This is a genomic window from Ruegeria sp. BC2 (assembly GCF_056539245.1).
Window position 1 is genome coordinate 1,453,609 of the sequence record NZ_JBQFUQ010000001.1, and the last position, 16,129, is coordinate 1,469,737.

The following is a 16,129-nucleotide window of genomic DNA, read 5'->3' on the forward strand; positions in this document are numbered from 1 at the left end:
GAACCAGATGGCCAGCACCCCAACCGATCTGTCGGCTGTTCGTCAGAGCATTGAAACCGCTCTGGGCCTGCCCAATGCACATTATACCGACCCTGCCCTGCACGCCGAAGAAACTCGGGCCCTGCTGCTGGATGGCTGGGCCGGTCTCGCGGTCACCGCGGATGTCCCCGAGCCCGGTGACGCGGTTCCGCTGGAGTTCATGGGTATTCCGCTGCTGTTGCTGCGTGACCGTTCCGATACGGTCCGTGTGTTTCAAAATATCTGCCGTCACCGCGGCATGATCCTGGTCGAAGAGCCCCGCAAGATCGAAGGCGCCATTCGCTGCCCCTATCACAGCTGGTGCTATTCCACAGAAGGTCGGCTGGTCGCCACGCCGCATGTGGGCGGCCCGGGCCAGAACGCACATGACGCGGTCAGCAAATCGGAACTCGGCCTGATCGAGGTGCGCAGCCATATCTGGCGCGACGTGGTTTGGATCAACGTCTCGGGCGACGCGCCGACGTTCGAGGATGCCAACGCCAGGCTGATCGAGCGTTGGGCCGAGTTCGACAAGCCGCTGTACCACGGCGGCCCGGAAAGTTCCTTTCGGTTGGACGTCAATTGCAACTGGAAGCTGGCGGTCGAGAACTACTGTGAAAGCTATCACCTGCCGTGGGTGCATCCCGGGTTGAACAGTTACTCGCGGCTTGAGGATCACTATCACATCCAGGAGCCCGGCCTTTATTCCGGTCAGGGAACCTTGGTCTATCGGCAACTGAAAACTGAGGCCGGTCGGGTTTTTCCCGATTTCGAAGGTCTCAGCGAGAAATGGGACACCGCAGCCGAATACATTGCCGCCTTCCCCAACGTGCTGCTGGGCGTGCACCGGGACCACGCCTTCGCCATCATTCTGCGGCCCGAGGCCCAGAACCGGACCTCGGAGCACATCCACCTGTTCTATTCGACGCCAGATACCGATGCGGATCTGCGCGCCCGCAATGCCGAGCAGTGGAAAGTGGTCTTTGAAGAGGATGTGTTCGTCGTAGAAGGGATGCAGCGTGGCCGCGCGGCGCCGGGGTTTGACGGCGGACATTTCTCACCGGCGATGGACGGGCCGACCCATCTGTTCCACGACTGGGTGGCGCAGCGTCTGATGGCACATCGCTCCGAAATGGCCGCTGAATGACCGACCTGCACACCCGCCTTCTGCAGGCGCATGCGGCGGGTGACATCACGGCTTTGGCCGAATTGTACGAACTGGCCGCCGCCAGCCAGCAGGACGACGATGCCCGGAGCTTTTTTCTGACCCACGCCTTTGTCCATGCGCTTGAAGCCAACCTGCCCAGCGCTGGCCGGCTGCGTCAGATGCTGGTCGACATGGCCCGCGAAGTGCCCGATCCCTGACCCCGAGAACCTAGGCTTGGGCCGGTTCGGCGACCGACCCCGCCGCTGCATCGTCTTCGGTGATCTGCCGATACAGGTGCCAGCTGGCATGGCCGAACAGAGGCAACACGATCAGCAATCCCAAAAACCAGGGCACCATGGCGACAAAGGTCGTGACCGCAATGAAGGCACCCCAGCCCAGCATGACCCGCTTGTTCACGCTGACATAGGCATAGCTCGAGATCATGGCAGTCACGAAGTCGAGTTCCCGGTCCAGCAGCATCGGGATCGACAACACGGTGATCATGTAAAGCAGGATGGCAAAGATCGCGCCTACTGCAGTGCCGACAGCCAGCATGGCCAGACCGTTGGGTGTCAGAAATACCTCAAGCGATGACGACACGTTTGTCATTGTCGACAGCCCCATGAACAGCGCAAAGATCATGTGACCGAGAAAGAACCAGAACAGAAACATCACGACGATGATCGCGCAGATCGACGGCAACTGACGGCGGCTCTGCTGGATCACGACACCGAAGATGGCGCCATAGTCCAAAGGCTCATTCCGCTCGAGCCGGTGCGATACCTCGTACAAACCCACGGCGGCGAATGGCCCGATCAGAGGAAAGCCGATGGCAGCCAGCACCAGCCAGAACGAGGTGCCCGTTTGCACGGTTACCCAGGCCATCAACCACCCGACCAGAACGTAGAAGCCGCCGAACAGCAGGCCAAAGACCGGTGCGCGGCGATAATCCTGCCAGGCGCGATGCAGCGCCGTGCGCAACATGCCGATATCCGCCGGTTTCAGCGTTGGCACTCCGAATGGCTTTTCCATGTTACGTTTCTCCTCCCCTTGCCCTCAGGCCATGGCCGGGCGTTTTTGCGGCCAATGCGTCACGGCGTGATAGGCGGCCCCCAAAGCCAGCAGTTGCGCGTCGCTGCCGCGCGGCCCGAACAATTGCATTCCCATCGGCAGTCCTCCGGGGCCGAACCCCGCCGGTATCGAAAGGCAGGGCAGACCTATCAGGCTGACCGGCGTGACCACCTGCATCCAGCGATGATAGGTGTCCATCGCGACCCCACCAATACTGCGCGGATACGGCTGATCCACAGGGAACGGCCACACCTGAGCTGCCGGCAACACCAGCGCATCATACTCGGCAAACAGTTCGACCGCCCGACGGCACCAATCCGAACGGGTGACGCTGGCTGCATGGACCTCCATCGCCGTCAGGGCCAGACCCCGCTCCAGCTCCCATTGCGCGGTATCCTTCAGGACGTCTTTCCGGTCGGCCAAAGGCAGCAGACTCGCTGCTACGTTCCACGACCGCAGGGTGATCCAGCTGTCCCACAGGCGCTCGGCATCGAAGGGCGGCGGTACGTCCTCGACGGTTGCGCCGAGGCCTTCAAAAATCGCCAACTCGTTGCTGCATTGGGTCAAAATCCCTTCCTCAGTCGGGAATGCGCCTCCCCAATCTCCCAGCCATCCGATCCGCATCCCGTCCAGGCTTTCGACAGACAATGGGGTGACGGGGTCGCAGGAAACGCTCAAAGGCTGCCTCGGATCGGGGCCTGAGATCACATCCAGCAATAGTCCGATATCCTGCGGGCTGCGGGCCATCGGTCCCAAGGTCGAGAGCTGGTGCAGGAACAAATCACCCTGTGGTTCCGAGGGAACCCGGCCCCAGCTGGGCCGGAAACCGTACACGTTGTTCCACGCGGCCGGATTGCGCAGGCTGCCCATCATGTCCGACCCATCCGCCAGCGCGACCATCCCAGTGGCCAAGGCCACCGCTGAGCCACCCGACGACCCACCGCAGGACCGGGCCGGATCGTATGGGTTCCGGGTTGCGCCATAGACCGGATTGAAGGTGTGCGAGCCCAACCCGAACTCCGGTGTGTTCGTCTTTCCGATCAGGATAGCCCCGGCAGCCCGCAACCGTGCTGCGATCAGGTCGTCGACGGCTGGGACGTGATTGCGAAAAACCGGCGACCCCTGGGTCGACGCGATGCCAGCCACATTGACTAGGTCTTTGACGGCAATCGGAAGCCCATGAAGCGGCCCGCGGCCCGACTTTTCGTCGGCGGCCCGGGCTTGTGCCATAAGCACATCCTCGTCCTGCAGCGCGACGATTGCATTGACCTGCCCGTTCACCTGGGCAATCCGGTCGAGCGTCGCGCGCATCAACTCAGCGGCTGACAAATGCCCTGTCGCGAGTTTCTCGAGAAGATCAGCGGCTGAAGTATCGCTTAGGTTCATGGGGTTACGTCCGAGCTTTGCTTGCGCTCAGCCTAGCGACCCCATGTGTGCATTTAAACCCGGTGTTTTGGATATATCTTTTCCACGCGGATCAACCGCGCGGCATCAGTCGTCCGACTGCGCCTCGGCCCGGCTTTTGCCCGAGACCTTGAGGGCCAGAGTGGCTGCCATGAATGCATCCAGATCACCGTCCAGGACCCCTTTGGTGTCCGACGTCTCGTAGCTGGTGCGCAGGTCTTTGACCATCTGATAGGGCTGCAGGACATAGGACCGGATCTGGTTGCCCCAGCCGGCATCGCCCTTGGCTTCGTGCGCGGCGTTGATCTCGGCGTTGCGGCGGTCCAGTTCCATCTGGTACAGGCGCGATTTCAGCGCCTTCATGGCGATGTCGCGGTTCTGGTGCTGCGATTTTTCCGAACTGGTCACCACGATGCCGGTCGGGATGTGGGTGATCCGCACCGCCGAGTCGGTGGTGTTGACGTGCTGACCGCCCGCCCCCGAGGACCGGTAGGTATCGACGCGGATATCGGCCGGGTTCACTTCGATCTCGATATTGTCGTCCACCACCGGATAGACCCAGACCGAGCTGAACGACGTGTGCCGCTTAGCCGCCGAGTCATAGGGCGAGATGCGGACCAGCCGGTGCACGCCGCTTTCGGACTTCAGCCAGCCATAGGCGTTATGGCCCGAGATCTTGTAGGCCGCCGACTTGATCCCCGCCTCTTCGCCCGGAGTTTCCGACTGCAGCTCGACCTTGTAGCCCTTTTTCTCGGCCCAGCGGACATACATCCGCGCCAGCATCGAGGCCCAGTCGCAGCTTTCGGTGCCCCCGGCGCCCGCGTTGATTTCAAGGAAGGTGTCGTTGGCGTCGGCCTCGCCGTCCAGAAGCGCCTCGAGCTCTTTTTCGGCCGCCTTGTCGCGCAGTTTCTTCAGGGCCTCTTCGGCATCCTTGACGACCTCTTCGTCGCCCTCCATCTCGCCCAGTTCGATCAGTTCGATGTTGTCGTTCAGATCAGTCTTGATCGACTCGTAGGTCTCGATCGCATCGACCAGAACCTGCCGTTCGCGCATCAGCTTCTGCGCGTTTTCGGGGTTGTCCCACAGGTTGGGATCCTCGACGCGGGCGTTGAACTCCTCCAGCCGGTGCGGCGCGGTTTCATAGTCCATACGCTGGGCCAGCAGCTCCAGCGATTTTTGGATCTCGGCCACGATGTTCTGGATTTCGGCGCGCATGGTCAGGTCCCAACTTGCTCAATCAGGCCTGCGTGATAGCAAGAGGTTCAGGCCACCACAAGATGACCCGAAAGGCAAATGCAGCACGGACCGGAGCAGTTCCTGAAGAAATGGCATCTGGCCGACCCGCGGCTGGTGGTGGATACCGGCGCGGCGCGTGTCTGGCGGGCCAAACGTGAGGACGGGTCTGAAGTTGCGCTCAAACTCTATCGCCGTGCCGATCGGGGCAACGAGGCGCCGGGATGCCGCCTGCTGGCTGCCTGGCGCAACCGGGGCGCCGTCGCGATCCTGGCCGAGGGCCGCCGGGCGGTCATGATGGAGTGGCTCGAGGGTCCGACCCTCGGCGATCTTGCACGGGCAGGCAACGTGGCCGACGCCCTGACACTACTGGCTGAAACGGCGCGGAACCTGCATGCTGATCCGATTGTCGAAGTGAGCGGGCTGAGGCCTTTGGAGCAAGTGTTTGCACCGCTTTTTGACGTCGGATTTGCCGATCAATGTACGCGGCCCCTGCAAACCGATATGCGGCGCGCCATAGCTTTGGCTCAGGATTTGCTGCAGACGCAGCCCGTGCATCTCCCCCTGCATGGAGACCTGCACCCCGACAATGTCATCCTGACTGCGTCCGGCCCGCGCGTGGTCGATGCCAAGGGTTATGTCGGAGATCCGGCGTTCGAACTGGCAAATGCGCTGCGGCACCCGAAAGGCATGCCGGACCTTGTGCGCGAAGATGGGCAGATTTCCGCGTGCCTGAATCTGTACGCCGCGGCGATGAATGTTTCGCGGGCGCGTCTGGCCCGATGGGCGGCGGCCAAATGCGCCCTGTCCATATGCTGGCGGTCCGGCGGATCGGTCGAGAGTGACCCGGAGGCCGATCTGCTGCGCCTGTTTCTAAGCGCTGCAGATCAGTAAAGTCCGCCGCCCTGAAGATCGCCCTGGCTGGCCTTGGGCCCCACGATGATGGTCTGCCCGGTCGAGGTCTGGACCTGGCGCCCGCCATTGGTCACTTCTTCGAACAACGGCAGATCGGACCCCATCGCAAAACCACCGTCATAGACACGGTCGATGAACCCGTCGACGCCATCACGGAAATACTCGGCCACCACATAGTCACCCGATGCGTCATCCGGCAGACGGGCACCGCTGAAACGGTCGATCTTGATGAACTGTCCACCCGGCGGCACTTCGAACGGACCGCCGCCGTATTTCTCGACGGCCTTTTCCATAAAGCTCTGGAAGACCGGACCGCACAGCGTGCCGCCGTAAGCACCCCGCCCCATCGGGCGCGGGCGATCATACCCGATGTAGCACCCGGCAACGATGTTCGAGGTGAAGCCGATGAACCAGGCGTCCTTGGATTCGTTGGTCGTACCGGTCTTGCCAGCCGTCGGAACCGGCAGATTGACCACACGTGACGCGGTGCCGCGATCAACCACGCCCTTCATCATCGACGTCAGCTGATAGGCCGTGATTGCATCCATCACCTGCTCTCGGTCGGTCACGATCGTGGGTGAGGCGTCGGGCTCCAGCCAGCTGGAGTTGCAATCCAGGCACTGCCGGTCATCATGCCGATAGATCGTTTTGCCGAACCGGTCCTGGATCCGGTCGACCAAAGTCGGTTCGACCCGCTCACCGCCGTTGGCGAACATCGCATAGGCCGCCACCATCTTGTAGAGCGTCGTCTCCTCGGCCCCCAGCGCATTGGCCAGGTAGGGACCCATGTTGTCATACACACCGAACCGCTCCGCGTATCCCGCAACCACCGGCATCGAAACCTCTTGCGCCAGTCGGATGGTCATCAGGTTTCGCGACTGCTCGATCCCGGTGCGCAGGGGCGTCGGCCCGTAGAATTTGTTTGTCGAGTTCTTGGGGGTCCAAAGGCCCTGCGGTGTGTTCACCTCGATCGGGGCGTCTACGACGATGGTCGCTGGGCTGTAGCCACTGTCCAGTGCTGCCGCATAGACGAAAGGCTTGAAGGCCGATCCCGGTTGGCGCTGCGCCTGCGTGGCCCGATTGAACACTGAGTCCTGGTACGAGAACCCACCCTGCATCGCCAGAACGCGGCCCGAGTTCACATCCATTGCCACGAAGCCCCCTTGGACCTCGGGAATCTGACGGGCGGACCATTGGCCCTCTTCCCCGGCAACGACCAGGATCACGTCGCCGCGTTTGAAGTTTGCCTTGAAGTCGCCCTGCATCCATTTGATGTCGCTGCGCGGGATGATGCCGTCGGCCGGACCGTTCTCGATCCCCACCGTCAGCTGTTGTTCAGCAACATCCAGCACGACCGCGGGGTACCATTGCGTGGGCAGCACCACGTCGCGCGGGATTTCCATGATCGCCAGAGCTTCGCGCCACTGGGCTTCGTCTTTCAGTTTTTCCCCGGGGATGGTTTCACCCGTGCCGCGCCACTTGCCGCGCGATCGGTCATATTTCTGAAGCGCCTCGCGCAGGGCGCGCGCGGCTTCGACCTGCATCTCCTCGTCAACCGAGGCCCGGACGGTGAAACCACCGGTAAAGAACTCGCCCTCCCCGAAATCCTCGCTCAGCTGGCGGCGGATTTCGTCGGTGAAATAGTCGCGCGGTGGCAGTGCGGTGCGGAAGCTTTCGAAATCACCGTTCTGAACCGAACGCAGGGGTTGCGCCACTTCGGTCTCGTAGGTTGCCTGATCGATGTATCCGTTCTGGTACATCTCGCGCAGCACGTAGTTGCGGCGATCCAACAGACGCTGTTTCTGGCGCACCGGGTGGTAGTCCGAAGGCGCCTTGGGCATCGCAGCCAGCGTCGCGGCTTCATGCGGGGTCAATTCCTGCAAGGTCTTGTTGAAATACGTCTGTGCAGCGGCGGTCACGCCGTAGGAGTTTTGGCCAAGAAAGATCTCGTTGAGATACAGCTCAAGGATCTGTTCCTTGTTCAGCGTTTTTTCCAACCTGGTCGCGAGGATGATTTCCTGAATCTTGCGTTCGACCCGCCGGTCGCCGGACAGCAGGAAGTTCTTCATCACCTGCTGGGTGATGGTCGACGCGCCGCGCAGCGTCTCGCCCTTGGATTGGACCGCCTCGATCCCGGCGGCGATGATCCCGCGCGGGTCGTACCCCTGATGCGAATAAAAGTTCTTGTCTTCCGCCGAGATAAACGCGTGCTTCACGAGGTCAGGGATTTCCTCGGACGGGGTGAACAGGCGGCGCTCCTGCGCGAATTCGTCGATCAGTTGGCCCTTGCCCGAATAGATACGGCTGATGGTGGGCGGCTTGTACTGGGCCAGCGACTCGTGGCTGGGCAGGTCGCGGCCATACATCCAGAAGACCGCGCCAATCACCAGCGCGACCATGAAAATACCCAAGGTGACGAGGCTGAAAACTGCCCCGAAAATCGAAAGAATGAACCGGATCACGTTGCTGCCTTTTGTTCGCGGTGACGCCTATATAGTGTCGCTGCACCCAAGGGTCAAAACACACGGGCGCATTCTAGCCACTTTGCGCCGCAGGGTCACTGCCCAATCAAGCCGCGGCGGATCAGATCCTGCTGGCGCCAGGCTTCAAGACCTTGGTGAATTCCTTGCGCCATTCCGATGCGCCACTCGGGATTTACGAGGTTTTTCAGGTCTCTGGGGCTGGAGATGAATCCGATCTCGACCAGAACCGAGGGAATGTCGGCAGCCTTGAGGACGGAAAACGACGCACTGCGGATCGGGCGCCGATTCATGGGACCGCCCTGCTGCCCCATGCCGTGCGCCAGTGCATGGGCCAAAGCTTCTGAGCGCGGCTGGGTCTCCTGCCGTGCCATGTCCAGCAAAACGTCGGCGATCTGGTCGTCCGAGCCGCTCAGGTCGATACCCGCGATCAGATCGCTGCGGTCGTGCCGTTCGGCCAGTTTCTGGCTGGCCACGTCCGAGGCCTCATCGGAGAGGAAATAGACAGTGGCCCCATGAGCCTGCCCCTCGGACAATGCATCCGCGTGCAACGAAATGAACACATCGGCGCTGGCCCGATGGGCCAGAGATATTCGGCGTTCGAGCGACACGAAGTGATCGTCCACCCGGGTCATCACGACCTCGTATCCGCCGGCGCGCAGCAAGTGTTCCCGCAGTTCGCGCGCAAATGTGAGCATCAGGGCTTTTTCGTTAACGCCACCCGACTCCGCGCCGGGGTCGATGCCACCATGTCCCGGGTCCAGCATCACGCGCAGTGGTCGTTCGCCATCTCGCGGCACAACCGGGGGCATGACAGCAGGTGCAGGCAAATCCCAGCCCGGATTGCGTGGCGCACCCGCGCTGGCGGCAAAACTGTCGAAATCCGTACCTTTCAGATTCAGCGTCAGAACCGCGGCCCCGCTGTCGGGGTCCACGCGCATGGCCGCCGTATCGACAGCTAGGGGCGCCCCCAAATCCAGCACCATCCGGGACCAACCGGGCACATAGGCGCCGAACTGGACCCCGCTGATCCGACGGGTCTGCAACAGCTTGTCCCGGTCAAGCCCGCTCCAGTCGACCTCCTGGAAATCGATCACCATACGGTACGGGTCTCGAAGCGTGAAAACGCGATACGGGACGCCTTGGCTGAGCCCCAGCTCAAGCGTCACCCCCGCCCCCTTGCCGTCTGTGATCCGGCTCTGCTCGGGCAGGACCCGCGCCAAGGCGTTGAAGTCCTGCGCCAAAACGGCTCCGGCCAGCGCCCAAATCAGCGCACATACAAAGAAGATCCTGCTCATGGCCTCAAGTTTTTCCGAGATCGTTTGGCAGGAGCCTATCGCAGCGTGGCCGGTTTGTGAACGCCTCAGGCCGACTTCTGCGGGGTCTGGCGATCCGCCATGAAGCTGCGCAGCCGTTCAAGGCCCTGCTCGATGTCCTCGGTCGACCGGGCGTATGAAAAGCGCAGGGTCGTGTGGCCGCGCACCGGGTCGAAATCAAGCCCCGGCGTCACGGCGACGCCGGCTTTGTCCAGGATCTCGGCGGCGAAGGCGCGGCTGTCCTGGGTCAGGTCCGAGACATCGGCATAGACATAGAACGCCCCGTCGGGTGGCGCGATGTTGGTGAACCCGGCCTCGGGCAGGCCCTTCAGCATCAGGTCGCGGTTGCGGCGATAGACGGCGAGGTTGCCCTGCAGTTCGTCCTCGCAATCCATCGCGGCCAGCGCGGCGACCTGGCTGGCATGGGGCGCGCAGATGAACATGTTCTGGGCGATGCGCTCGACAACGCGCACCTGATCTTCGGGCACCACCATCCAGCCGACCCGCCAGCCGGTCATCGAGAAATACTTGGAGAACGAGTTGATGACATAACACTCGTCGGTCAATTCCAGCGCAGTGACCGCCTTGGCCTCGTATTCCAACCCGTGATAGATCTCGTCGCTGATGAACGAGGCCCCCTGCCCCCGCGCCGCCTCGATCAGCGCGCCCATGGCGGCGTGGTCCAGCATGGTTCCGGTCGGGTTCGCGGGCGAGGCCACCATCAGCCCCTGCAGGTCGAGCCCGACAAAATCCTGTGGCACGGGTTGCAGGCGGTTTTCCGGCGCGGTCGGCAGATCGACCGGCACCAGACCCAGCGCCCGCAGAATCTGCCGATAGGACGGATAGCCCGGCGCGCCGATCCCCACCCGGTCACCGCTGTCGAACAGCGCGGTGAAGGCCAGCAGGAATCCGCCCGAGGATCCGGGAGTGATCACCACCCGCTCGGGGTTCAGGTCGACGTCGTACCATTCGCCGTACATCCGTGCGATGCGTTGCCGCAGCGCCGGCAGGCCCAGCGCGACGGTATAGCCCAGCGGGCCTTGCCGCATCGCCTCGGCCAGCGCCTCCAGCGCGCCTTGGGGCGCGCCGGTTCCGGGTTGGCCGACCTCCATGTGGATGATGTGGCGCCCGGCCTCTTCAGCGCGGCGCGCGGCCTCCATCACGTCCATCACGATGAAGGGATCAACGCCCGACCGGGTTGAGTTTCGCATGCCCATCTCCCATGTTGCGACCATGGCTTTTGAACGCGGATCCCGGCTGGCGTCAATCCCGGCAATTCTGCTGGCGGTGGCGCTGTGGATGGCGTCGATCGCGCAAAGCCACGCGCAAAGCCTGATCCGCGACCCCGATATCGAACACGGGCTGCGCGAACTGGCCTTTCCGATCTTGCGCGCCGCCGGCCTGAACACCAACCGCGTGCGGGTGATGGTCGTCAAGGACGCCACGTTCAACGCGTTCGTCATCGACTACAACACGATCTACCTGAACCACGGACTGATCCTGACGGTCGACAGCCCCGAGATGCTGCAGGCCGTGATCGCGCATGAGGCGGCCCATATCGCCAACGGGCACCTTGCCCGCCGGGCCGAGAACCTTCGGGCGGCTCAACGCGCGGCCGGTTTCGGCACCGCGCTGGCTCTGATTGCCGCCGCTGCGGGCGGCGGAGAGGCCGCCGCGGGCATTGCCGCCGGCACCCAAGGCGCCGCAATCCGCAGTTTTCTGGGCCATACGCGGGCCGAAGAATCCTCGGCGGATCGCAGCGCCGCCAGCTACCTGCGTTGGGCCGAGATTTCCCCCATCGGCATGGTCGAACTGCACCGCAAATTCGCAGGCCAGGAATTGCTGAGCGAGATCAATCAGGATCCCTATATGCGCTCGCACCCGACCAGCCGTGAACGCCTGCGCGCTGCCGAGGAATTTCTGTACCAATTCGGGGATCGGGCGAAATCTAACCCCAATGCCGACTACTGGTTTGCGCGGGTCAAAGGTAAGCTGTCCGCGTTTCTGCGCTCTCCCGGCTGGACCCTGAGGCGAGCCAAGGAAGAAACGGCGCAGGATATTCGCCTGATGCGCGAAGCCGCCGCCCATCATCAGAACCGCAACCTTTCGGCTGCGCGGGCAGCCATTGATGGTGCGCTGGCCATCCGCCCTGACGATCCGTTCTATCACGAACTGAAGGGGCAGATCCTTTTGGAGAACCTTCGGGTCTCGGAGGCGGTCACGGCCTATGCCAATGCGTCCGAGCTGGCTCCGACCGACGCATTGATCATGGCTGGCTACGGGCGCGCCCTGCTTGCTGACGGACAGACGAAAAAGGCGCTGCAGGTGTTGGAAAGCGCACGCGCCCGCGACTACCGGAACGGCCGCCTGATGCAGGATCTGGGAATGGCCTATTCCAAGGTCGGCAACAACGGTATGGCATCCGCCGTCACTGCCGAGCGTTTCGCTCTTGAGGGGCGCCTGCTGGATGCCGGCATACACGCAAGACGAGCCATCGGTCAGTTGCCCGAAGGCTCGACGGGTTGGCAACGAGCACAGGATGTGCTGATTGCCGCAGAACAAGCTGAGAAATCGAAAAGGAACCGGAAATGATCCTCAGACACGCAGCACCTGCCCTTCTGGGGCTTTCCCTGATTGCCGGTCCGGCCAATGCGCTGGATCTGTCCTCGATGACCGAATCCGAAAGAGCAGAGTTCGGCGCGCAAGTGCGGGAATACCTCCTGGAAAATCCCGAAGTCATTCTCGAGGCGATCAACATCCTTGAGCAACGCAACGCCGCAGCCGAAGCACAGGCCGACCAGCAATTGATCGCTGAAAACGCCGACGAGCTGTTCAATGACGGCTATAGCTGGGTCGGTGGCAACCCGGACGGCGACATCACCCTCGTCGAGTTCATGGATTACCGTTGCGGATACTGTCGCCGCGCGGTCCCCGAAGTGGACGCGCTGCTGGCCGAGGATGGCAACATCCGCCTGATCATCAAGGAGTTCCCAATTCTGGGCGATGCGTCGGTTCTTTCGTCGCGCTTTGCCATCGCCACCAAGCAGGTCGCCGGGGATGACGCGTACAAGCAAGTCCATGACGCCCTGCTGGAATTCACGGGCGAGCCTTCGGAAGTGACGCTGCGCCGGATCTCGGACGGGCTGGGACTGGACAGTGACGCCATCCTTGCGGCGATGGACAGCGACGAAGTGACCGAAGAAATTGCCAAGACGCGGGCACTGGCGCAGCGCATGCGGATTTCGGGCACCCCATCCTTTGTTCTGGGCACCGAGATGCTGCGGGGCTTCCTGCCCGCAGATCAGATGAAACAGATCGCTGACGGTGTGCGGGCTGAACGCGGCTGAAGAAGCTGGGGCGGCCTGATCGCCGCCCCGTTGAAACGACGCCCTAGTCGTTTGGATACGGGGCGTCGCATTTCATCGACACGACCCATGTCGGAGTTCCAGTTTTTCTAAATTGGGTCGCGGGTACGGATTTGCCCCGAATTCCCGATGGAATGACGTCACGCCCCTGCCGTTTGCTTTCAGCCAGAATTGCCTGCAGGTCCTGGGGATTGTCGTACTTGCGAATACCGGTGTTTTCAGAAATTGGGCCGGTTGGGCAGTAGGTCGCCCTGGCGATCTGTTTCGCCAAAGCATAGGCCGCCTGGGCATCCTGACCGGTTTTGAACGATACCGCGACCCGAGACGCCAGCTGCGGGTCGACATTCATGATCGGGGTCAAACGGCCCCGCGGTTTGCCGGTCCCGCCCGGGCTGAGCCGGACGTCTGCGCGCGTTGTCACTCCGTCATTTCCGAAACCGGACACATGCACCGACATATACCCAAGTTGCGTCCCCGGTGCAGACTGCGGAACTGGAACACTGAAGAAACCGGGGCGTTTGTCCGACCCGGTAGAGGGGCTGCTGCACGCAGAAAGAAGGACGACGGCAAGGGCCGTCACGAAAGGCATTGGTTTCAAAGAATCGAACTCCGGTCCAGACAGTCGATATCGCGATTGATACCGCAAAAATGGGCCTAAAAATGGCTTATGATGAATTAGTTCCGGATCGAAGTTAAAGTACTACTCCGCCGCCTCGGCCGCGGCATCCAGCTCGGCCGCCTTCTTTTCCACCTGCTCGACGATGTGGTCGATCATCTGTTCGTTCGACATCTTGTGGCTGGCCTTGCCCGCCAGATACACCATGCCCGAGCCTGCGCCGCCGCCGGTAAAACCGACATCGGTCATCAACGCCTCGCCCGGGCCGTTGACGACGCAGCCGATGATCGACAGGCTCATCGGCGTCTTGATATGCTCCAGCCGATGTTCCAGCGTCTCGACGGTTTTGATCACGTCGAACCCCTGCCGCGCGCAGGAGGGGCACGATATGATGTTCACGCCCCGATGGCGCAGGCCAAGAGATTTGAGGATTTCGAACCCGACTTTCACCTCTTCGACTGGATCGGCGGACAGGCTGACGCGGATCGTGTCGCCGATCCCCATCCACAGCAGGTTGCCCAGCCCGATGGCCGATTTGATCGTACCGCTTACCAGCCCACCGGCCTCGGTGATGCCCAGATGGATCGGGGCGTCGGTGGCCTCGGCGATGCCCTGATAGGCCGCGGCCGACAGGAACACGTCGCTGGCCTTCACGCTGATCTTGAATTCGTGGAAATCGTTGTCCTGCAGGATACGGATATGCTCCAACCCGCTTTCCACCATCGCTTCAGGGCACGGCTCGCCATATTTCTCCAGCAGGTGTTTTTCCAGACTGCCCGCGTTCACGCCGATGCGGATCGAGCAATTGTGGTCGCGCGCGGCCTTGATGACCTCTTTCACCCGCTTCTCGTCACCGATATTGCCCGGATTGATGCGCAAGCACGCGGCACCGGCCTCGGCGGCCTCGATACCGCGGCGATAGTGGAAATGGATGTCGGCCACGATCGGCACCGGGCTTTCGCGCACGATCTCTTTCAACGCCTTCGACGACGCCTCATCAGGAACAGAGACGCGCACGATATCCGCCCCCGCCTCTGCCGCAGCTTGTACCTGCGCCACGGTCGCGGCGACTTCGGTCGTCAGCGTGTTGGTCATGGTCTGAACGGCAATCGGCGCGTCGCCACCTACCGGGACATTGCCAACCATGATCTGGCGGGATTTGCGGCGATAGATGTCGCGCCAAGGGCGCACATGGTTCAGAGACATGAAAACGGATCCGCGTCAGCCTGGGGTCTGGCCTTTAGATAGTCCGGGGGCAAGCCCGCCGCAATGGCAAGATCACTCTGCCGGCGCCTCGGCGGATTGTGTCTGAAGCTCAGCCACCAGCTGTTTGAGCGCAATGTTTTGCTCAGCCTCAAGATCCGCCACGGCATAAGTCTCGGCCACAGCGTCCTTGGACAGAACCACACCCTTGGCGACGGTTCCCGGTGCACCAGCCGGCCCATAGAGCTCGCCGTTCATCGAGAAATACACGTTGCCCGACGCACCGGCCCGCAGTTGCGGCGGCTCTTCCGTCAGGGGAACCTCAAAGCTCTTGCCGTTTTCGACGGTTCCCAACGTGCCTTCGAAGATCACGCTGCCATCCGCTGCGGTGACCCGCATCCAGGCCGGTTCGACCGCGACGATTTTCAGCGAAGTGTCGACCTTTTCAACCACCTGTGGAAGGGTCGCGGCAGTTCTTTCGACGGTATGAATTTCAGCCAGCGCGATTTCCGGGACTTCCGGCGGACGGAACGTGCCTACGGTCCGAGGATCGAGTGTGGAAATCGGGGCATCCCGCGCAACCATCACCGGTACATCCAGTGCTTGGGGGCGGTAGAGACGGTCCAGCGCTTCGGGGTTGGGAATTTCAGCGGCCGCAACCTCGGTCGTTCCGGACTCGGTCCGGATGGCCGACAGCGGGTCAAGATCGGACAGCACGACCGGGGCCTGTTCGACGGGCGAGACCTGAACCTGCTGGATCTTGTTCAGAACCGACCAGCCACCATATCCGATCCCGGCAATCAGCGCGAGGAGGACAAGCGACGAGCCTACGGCACGCGGCTCGATCTGGCTGAACACGGACTCGCGGCCGGGAATGTAGGGCGTGTTCGGCGAAATGAACGGATCGCGCCCCATCGGGCCACGGTTCGGAAGGTCCCCGACCGATTTTTTGACGACCGATGCCTGTGCGGACATTCCATGTGCCACTTCGAACCCGCTTTCCTTGCAGAACGCGGCAAAAGTGTCGTCAGGGTTCATCCCCAGATAACGGGCGTAAGAACGCACATACCCGGCGATGAAGCCGGGTGTGTCGAATGCGTCGGGATCGGCATTCTCGATGGCAGCGATGTAGTTGGCCTTGATCCGCAGTTCGCGCTGTACGTCGAGAAGAGACTTGCCCATCGTTGCGCGCTCACCGCGCATCACGTCGCCAAGCCGTACTTCGTAGTCGTCGAACCCCTTGGGCCTGACGTCCACGTCTTCTTCGGAATTGCGCTGTGTCCTGCGCCCAATCATTCCTGCTGCCCCATTCTGCCCATCGCGTGTTTCACGCTAACGGCGAATCATCCCCATAACGATTC

The 16,129-nt window shown here is 62.1% G+C and carries 14 protein-coding genes; 5 read left to right on the plus strand and 9 right to left on the minus strand.

What is annotated here, in order from left to right:
• Positions 1-7 precede the first annotated feature (7 nt).
• Entirely contained in the window at positions 8-1,165 is a 1,158-nt protein-coding gene (locus ACR0CU_RS07165) for an aromatic ring-hydroxylating oxygenase subunit alpha (protein WP_170446456.1), read from the plus strand.
• Complete coding sequence (locus ACR0CU_RS07170) at positions 1,162-1,383, plus strand: hypothetical protein (protein WP_170446458.1); 222 nt, start codon at positions 1,162-1,164, stop codon at positions 1,381-1,383. The genes ACR0CU_RS07165 and ACR0CU_RS07170 overlap by 4 nt, the downstream gene beginning before the upstream one ends.
• 10 nt (positions 1,384-1,393) lie before the next feature.
• Here the strand turns inward: ACR0CU_RS07170 and ACR0CU_RS07175 are convergent, their stop codons facing one another.
• From ACR0CU_RS07175 to prfB, 3 genes are all read right to left on the minus strand, one after another.
• Positions 1,394-2,197: a DUF2189 domain-containing protein gene (locus ACR0CU_RS07175; RefSeq protein ID WP_170446460.1), complete on the minus strand. Its 804-nt coding sequence runs from the start codon at positions 2,195-2,197 to the stop codon at positions 1,394-1,396.
• A gap of 24 nt (positions 2,198-2,221) precedes the next feature.
• Positions 2,222-3,622, minus strand: coding sequence for an amidase (locus tag ACR0CU_RS07180; RefSeq protein WP_170446462.1), 1,401 nt, complete (start codon positions 3,620-3,622; stop codon positions 2,222-2,224).
• 105 nt (positions 3,623-3,727) lie between these two features.
• Positions 3,728-4,855, minus strand: a complete 1,128-nt coding sequence (gene prfB / locus ACR0CU_RS07185) for a peptide chain release factor 2 (protein ID WP_170338666.1) — start codon at positions 4,853-4,855, stop codon at positions 3,728-3,730.
• Between the two features lie 78 nt (positions 4,856-4,933).
• Here prfB and ACR0CU_RS07190 point away from each other — a divergent pair, with 78 nt between their 5' ends.
• The gene (locus ACR0CU_RS07190; protein ID WP_170338663.1) at positions 4,934-5,767 is read left to right on the plus strand and encodes an aminoglycoside phosphotransferase family protein; all 834 of its coding nucleotides are present in this window, start codon (positions 4,934-4,936) and stop codon (positions 5,765-5,767) included.
• On the opposite strand, the gene ACR0CU_RS07195 is transcribed toward ACR0CU_RS07190, so the two are convergent.
• The 3 genes from ACR0CU_RS07195 to ACR0CU_RS07205 form a co-directional block, all read right to left on the minus strand.
• Positions 5,761-8,250 carry a penicillin-binding protein 1A gene (locus ACR0CU_RS07195; protein WP_170446464.1) on the minus strand — a complete coding sequence of 830 codons (2,490 nt, stop codon included), beginning with the start codon at positions 8,248-8,250 and terminating at the stop codon, positions 5,761-5,763. The two genes, ACR0CU_RS07190 and ACR0CU_RS07195, sit on opposite strands and share 7 nt — an antisense overlap.
• 95 nt (positions 8,251-8,345) lie before the next feature.
• Entirely contained in the window at positions 8,346-9,566 is a 1,221-nt protein-coding gene (locus tag ACR0CU_RS07200) for an N-acetylmuramoyl-L-alanine amidase (protein ID WP_170446466.1), read from the minus strand.
• Between the two features lie 65 nt (positions 9,567-9,631).
• Complete coding sequence (locus ACR0CU_RS07205) at positions 9,632-10,795, minus strand: pyridoxal phosphate-dependent aminotransferase (RefSeq protein WP_480642722.1); 1,164 nt, start codon at positions 10,793-10,795, stop codon at positions 9,632-9,634.
• Here ACR0CU_RS07205 and ACR0CU_RS07210 point away from each other — a divergent pair.
• Entirely contained in the window at positions 10,794-12,176 is a 1,383-nt protein-coding gene (locus tag ACR0CU_RS07210) for a M48 family metalloprotease (protein ID WP_480642724.1), read from the plus strand. The two genes, ACR0CU_RS07205 and ACR0CU_RS07210, sit on opposite strands and share 2 nt — an antisense overlap.
• Positions 12,173-12,931, plus strand: coding sequence for a DsbA family protein (locus ACR0CU_RS07215; RefSeq protein WP_170338145.1), 759 nt, complete (start codon positions 12,173-12,175; stop codon positions 12,929-12,931). The genes ACR0CU_RS07210 and ACR0CU_RS07215 overlap by 4 nt, the downstream gene beginning before the upstream one ends.
• 43 nt (positions 12,932-12,974) lie before the next feature.
• Here the strand turns inward: ACR0CU_RS07215 and ACR0CU_RS07220 are convergent, their stop codons facing one another.
• From ACR0CU_RS07220 to ACR0CU_RS07230, 3 genes are all read right to left on the minus strand, one after another.
• A complete protein-coding gene (locus ACR0CU_RS07220; protein WP_170366255.1) occupies positions 12,975-13,370 on the minus strand; it encodes a hypothetical protein in 396 nt (131 codons plus the stop codon).
• 279 nt (positions 13,371-13,649) lie between these two features.
• Complete coding sequence (gene ispG / locus ACR0CU_RS07225) at positions 13,650-14,771, minus strand: flavodoxin-dependent (E)-4-hydroxy-3-methylbut-2-enyl-diphosphate synthase (protein WP_170446471.1); 1,122 nt, start codon at positions 14,769-14,771, stop codon at positions 13,650-13,652.
• A 72-nt stretch (positions 14,772-14,843) separates the two neighbouring features.
• Complete coding sequence (locus tag ACR0CU_RS07230; RefSeq protein WP_170438933.1) at positions 14,844-16,064, minus strand: helix-turn-helix domain-containing protein; 1,221 nt, start codon at positions 16,062-16,064, stop codon at positions 14,844-14,846.
• Between the last annotated feature and the right edge of the window lie 65 nt (positions 16,065-16,129).

Excerpts from the sequence above, each read along its gene's own strand:
- ACR0CU_RS07165 (WP_170446456.1), top strand. The coding sequence starts at position 8 with ATGGCCAGCACCCCAACCGATCTGTCGGCTGTTCGTCAGAGCATTGAA.
- ACR0CU_RS07170 (WP_170446458.1), top strand. The coding sequence starts at position 1,162 with ATGACCGACCTGCACACCCGCCTTCTGCAGGCGCATGCGGCGGGTGAC.
- ACR0CU_RS07175 (WP_170446460.1), bottom strand. The coding sequence starts at position 2,197 with ATGGAAAAGCCATTCGGAGTGCCAACGCTGAAACCGGCGGATATCGGC.
- ACR0CU_RS07180 (WP_170446462.1), bottom strand. The coding sequence starts at position 3,622 with ATGAACCTAAGCGATACTTCAGCCGCTGATCTTCTCGAGAAACTCGCG.
- prfB (WP_170338666.1), bottom strand. The coding sequence starts at position 4,855 with ATGCGCGCCGAAATCCAGAACATCGTGGCCGAGATCCAAAAATCGCTG.
- ACR0CU_RS07190 (WP_170338663.1), top strand. The coding sequence starts at position 4,934 with ATGCAGCACGGACCGGAGCAGTTCCTGAAGAAATGGCATCTGGCCGAC.
- ACR0CU_RS07200 (WP_170446466.1), bottom strand. The coding sequence starts at position 9,566 with ATGAGCAGGATCTTCTTTGTATGTGCGCTGATTTGGGCGCTGGCCGGA.
- ACR0CU_RS07210 (WP_480642724.1), top strand. The coding sequence starts at position 10,794 with ATGCCCATCTCCCATGTTGCGACCATGGCTTTTGAACGCGGATCCCGG.
- ACR0CU_RS07205 (WP_480642722.1), bottom strand. The coding sequence starts at position 10,795 with ATGCGAAACTCAACCCGGTCGGGCGTTGATCCCTTCATCGTGATGGAC.
- ACR0CU_RS07215 (WP_170338145.1), top strand. The coding sequence starts at position 12,173 with ATGATCCTCAGACACGCAGCACCTGCCCTTCTGGGGCTTTCCCTGATT.
- ispG (WP_170446471.1), bottom strand. The coding sequence starts at position 14,771 with ATGTCTCTGAACCATGTGCGCCCTTGGCGCGACATCTATCGCCGCAAA.
- ACR0CU_RS07230 (WP_170438933.1), bottom strand. The coding sequence starts at position 16,064 with ATGATTGGGCGCAGGACACAGCGCAATTCCGAAGAAGACGTGGACGTC.